Origin of the sequence: Dietzia sp. SLG310A2-38A2, assembly GCF_014145095.1 — a bacterium.
Classification (GTDB): domain Bacteria; phylum Actinomycetota; class Actinomycetes; order Mycobacteriales; family Mycobacteriaceae; genus Dietzia.
Genome location: NZ_JAALDX010000149.1, coordinates 1 through 3,871, shown reverse-complemented (window position 1 = coordinate 3,871; position 3,871 = coordinate 1). Strand labels below are relative to the sequence as shown.

Below are 3,871 nucleotides of genomic sequence, written 5' to 3'. Positions count from 1 at the left end.
CAGCCGGCGAGCGCCCCCGGCGCCCCGGAGGCCGGGGTGGACCAGCTGGTACTGAACGCTGACGATGCCCCCGAGTTGGGCTTGGCCCCGATCCCGGCCGAGGAGATCGCCGGGGGGGTCGGCGCGCTCGAGGACATCGCCGCCGGGGTCCGCGTCGACCCCGAGCGCTGCGCCGACTTCAGCCAGGACGCGTTCCTCGCCCAGGCCGAACCGGGCGCGATGGCCATCCAGGCGGGCCAGAGCGGGAACACCGCATACGCGGTGTCGGTGACCACGGTGACCACGAGTCTTCCCGCTCGCGACCAGCTCATCACCGACTGCCCGACCATGACGGTCACGATCCCCCTCGAGGGGACCGAGGTGACGACCCGGGCCGAGAACTCGCTGTTGCCGCTTCAGGGCCCGGAGGGTGTGGAGCACTTCGCCGCCATCTCGCAGACCAACTCCATGGAGATGATGGGCCAGGAGATGCTCACGGGGAACGTCCTGATCACCGGCGTCGTCCGGGGAATCGGAGTCTCCGTCACCGTCGCCAACGGGGCGGGGCCGGTCTCGGACATGGAGCGGGACACGGCCCTGGACGCCTTCGGCAAGCAGGTCGAGAAGATACGGAACGCCTAACCCCCTGCCCCGGGCCGCTCCGGCTGCGCGCGTCAGCCGCGCGTCAGCCGCGCGTCAGATCCGTGTCAGGCCCGCTGCGACGAGATGGAGACGACCTCCCCGGTGAGGTAGGTGGTGTAGTCGCTGGCGAGCATGGCGATGGTCGCGGCCACCTCCCAGACGTCGGCGGCTCGGCCGAACGCCTCCTTCGCGGCGAGCTCGTCGAGGAGTTCGGCGGAGGCCGACTTCTCCAGGAACGCGTGGCGGGCGATGGAGGGCGCGATCGCGTTGATGCGCACGCCGAAGTCGGCGCCCTCGATCGCCGAACACCGGGTGAGCGCCATGACGCCGGCCTTGGCCGCGGCGTAGTGCGCCTGGCCCCGCTGCGCGCGCCACCCCAGCACCGAGGCGTTGTTGACGATCACCCCGTTGTGGGGCACGTCGCGGAAGTACCGCAGCGCCGCGCGGGTCGCGCGGAACGTTCCGTTCAGCGTGATGTCCAGGACCCGGTCCCAGTCCTCGTCGGTCATGTCCACCAGCTCGCCCTCGCCGCCGAAGCCGGCGTTGTTGACCAGCACGTCGATGCGGCCGAGCTTCTCGGCGGCACCGGAGATCAGCGCGTCGACGTCCGAGGTCGACTGCACGTTGCAGGTGATGGCCTCGAACCGCTGCTCGGGGAACTCGGCGGCGAGCGAGTCGCGGGCCTCGTTCATGCGGCGCTCGTGGAAGTCGGACACCAGCACGTCCGCACCCTCGAGCGCGGCGCGACGGGCTGCCGAGAAACCGATCCCGGTGCCGGCCGCCGCCGTCACCACGACCTTCTTGCCGGCGAGCAGCCCGTGTCCCGGGGTCTCCTCGGGCACCGTGGACAAGGGGGACGCGGCAAGGGGGGACTTGTGCTGGGTCATGACGGCCTGGCCTCTCGGGGTAGTCCGAGCACGCGCTCGGAGATGATGTTGCGCTGGATCTCGTTGGATCCGCCGTAGATGGTGTCGGAGCGGGTGAACAGGAAGAGCCGTTGCCACAGCGCGAGCTCGAGGTGCTCCGGGTCGTGCAGGTCGTTGGCCGCGCCCTCGGAGTCGTGAGTGGGCCCGGTGAGCGACTCGGCCCCTTGCACGACCATCGCCAGCTCGCCCAGGTCGCGGTGCCAGTTGGCCCACAGGAGCTTGGCCGCGGACGCATTGCCCCCGGAGGCGTCGCGCTCGGCGAGCGTGCGCAGTGCGTGGGCGCGGATCACCTTGAGTCCGACCCACGCGCGCGTGATCCGTTCGCGCACCGCGGGGACCTCCGCGCTGCCGTTGGACCGGGCCATGGCCACGACCTGGTCGAGCTCGCGCGCGAAGCCCACCTGCTGACCGAGCGTGGACACCCCCCGCTCGAACTCCAGCAGGGTCATGGCGACCTTCCAGCCCTCGCCCCGCTCCCCCACGATCATCCCGGCTTCGGTGACGGCGTCCGAGAAGAAGACCTCGTTGAACTCGGAGGTCCCGGTGAGCTGCTGGATCGGCCGGATCTCGACTCCCGGCTGGTCCAGCGGCACCAGCAGGAAGCTCAGGCCCTTGTGACGGCTGGTCCCCTCCTCGGTCCGGGCCACGACGAACACCCATTGGCTCAGGTGCGCCAGGGAGGTCCACACCTTCTGGCCGTGCAGATGCCATCTGCCGTCCTCGCCCAGGCGCGCGGTGGTGGACACGTTCGCCAGATCGGATCCGGCGCCGGGCTCGGAATAACCCTGTGCCCACAGTTCGGTGACGTCGAGGATCCGGGGCAGGAAGCGTTCCTTCTGCTCCTGTGTGCCGTGCGCGATGAGGGTGGGCCCGAGCAGCGTCTCGCCCAGGTGCGACACCCTCGCCGGGGCGTCGGCCTTGGCGTACTCCTCGTGGATGCGGACCTGCTGGCTCAGCGATGCACCGCGGCCGCCGTACTCGACAGGCCAACCCACACAGGTCCACCCGGCCTCGGCCATGTGCCGTTCCCAGGCCAGGCGTCGGGCGAAGAACTGGTGTTCGCTACCGGGCCCGCCGGTGCCCTTGATCTCGGCGAAGTCTCCGGTCAGGTTGTCGTCCAGCCACGTGCGGAACTCCGCGGCGAACTCGTCATCGGTCATCTCCGACGCCGGCCTGGTGCTCTGGGTCATGCGGCCACTCTACCAAGCACTTGCTTGGTTTGCCGGAACCGCCCGTCCCCCCGGACCGCGTCGGGTGTGATGGTCGACATGAGCACTCCCGTCACGCCCCTGCAGGGCAAGGTCGCACTGGTCACCGGCGCCGCCCGGGCACAGGGCCGGGCCCACGCCGTCCGTCTCGCCTCGGAGGGCGCGGACGTCGTGGTCACCGACATCTGCGCGCCGGTGTCCGAGTCCGTCTCCTATCCGGCGCCCACTCCGGACGATCTCGCCGAGACCGTTCGCCTGGTCGAGGAGGCGGGGGGCAGATCCCTCTCGGCCGTCCTCGACATCCGGGATCTCGGGCCGCTACAGGACCTGGTCGCCCGCACCATCGCCACCTTCGGCCGGCTGGACATCGTCGTCGCCAACGCCGGCGTCCTCACCTGGGGCCGGCTGTGGGAGATGCCGGAGGACGACTGGGACATGGTCATCGGCGTCAACCTGAGCGGCACGTGGCGGACGATCCGCGCGGCGGTGCCGGCGATGATCGAGGCGGGCAACGGCGGGTCGATCATCATCGTCAGCTCGTCGGCGGGCCTCAAGGCCACACCGGGCAACGGGCACTACTCGGCCTCCAAGGCCGGCCTCGTGGCACTGACCAACTCACTCGCCCTCGAGGCGGGCGAGTTCGGCATCCGGGTCAACTCGATCCACCCGTACTCGGTGGACACCCCGATGATCGACCCCGACGGCATGGCGGAGATCTTCGGCCGGTTCCCGTCGTACCTGCACAGTTTCTCGCCGATGCCCCTCAAGAACGTCCTCAAGGACGGCGCCAGCACCCTGGCGGACTTCATGCCCCCCGAGGAGGTCGCCGACGTGGTGTCGTACCTGGCCGGGGACGGTTCCCGCTCCCTCTCGGGCGTCCAGGTCCCGTTCGACCGGGGCGCGCTCAGGTACTGAGCGCGGGGCCGACCAAGCAGGTGCTTGGTACCGTGGTGGGCGCCACACCCGCAGCACCCGAGGAGTCCGCGATGAACGACAGCTCCGCCGCCGCCAACCGCGACGTCGAGACCACCCGCGACGTCGAGACCACCGCCGCGGCCCTGCGCCGGGCGGCGGCTCTCTGGCCGGATCGCGAGGCCGTCGCCGACGTCCAGCCCG

General features: G+C 70.6%; 4 protein-coding genes. 2 read left to right on the top strand and 2 right to left on the bottom strand.

All coding sequences use genetic code 11. The annotated features are described in order from the left end of the window. Window positions 1-621: hypothetical protein (locus G6027_RS05690; RefSeq protein WP_182636200.1), on the top strand; the 621-nt coding region annotated here is incomplete at its 5' end. Between the two features lie 65 nt (window positions 622-686). Here the strand turns inward: G6027_RS05690 and G6027_RS05685 are convergent. Together G6027_RS05685 and G6027_RS05680 are read right to left on the bottom strand one after the other, a co-directional pair. Then, entirely contained in the window at window positions 687-1,508 is an 822-nt protein-coding gene (locus G6027_RS05685) for an SDR family oxidoreductase (RefSeq protein WP_182636198.1), read from the bottom strand. After that, the gene (locus G6027_RS05680; protein WP_182636196.1) at window positions 1,505-2,737 is read right to left on the bottom strand and encodes an acyl-CoA dehydrogenase family protein; all 1,233 of its coding nucleotides are present in this window, start codon (window positions 2,735-2,737) and stop codon (window positions 1,505-1,507) included. Before G6027_RS05680 ends, G6027_RS05685 begins: the two co-directional genes overlap by 4 nt. Before the next feature lie 78 nt (window positions 2,738-2,815). On the opposite strand from G6027_RS05680, the gene G6027_RS05675 reads away from it, so the two are divergent. Further along, window positions 2,816-3,670 (top strand): mycofactocin-coupled SDR family oxidoreductase, encoded by an 855-nt coding sequence (locus G6027_RS05675; protein ID WP_182636194.1) that lies wholly within the window; start codon window positions 2,816-2,818, stop codon window positions 3,668-3,670. Window positions 3,671-3,871 lie beyond the last annotated feature (201 nt).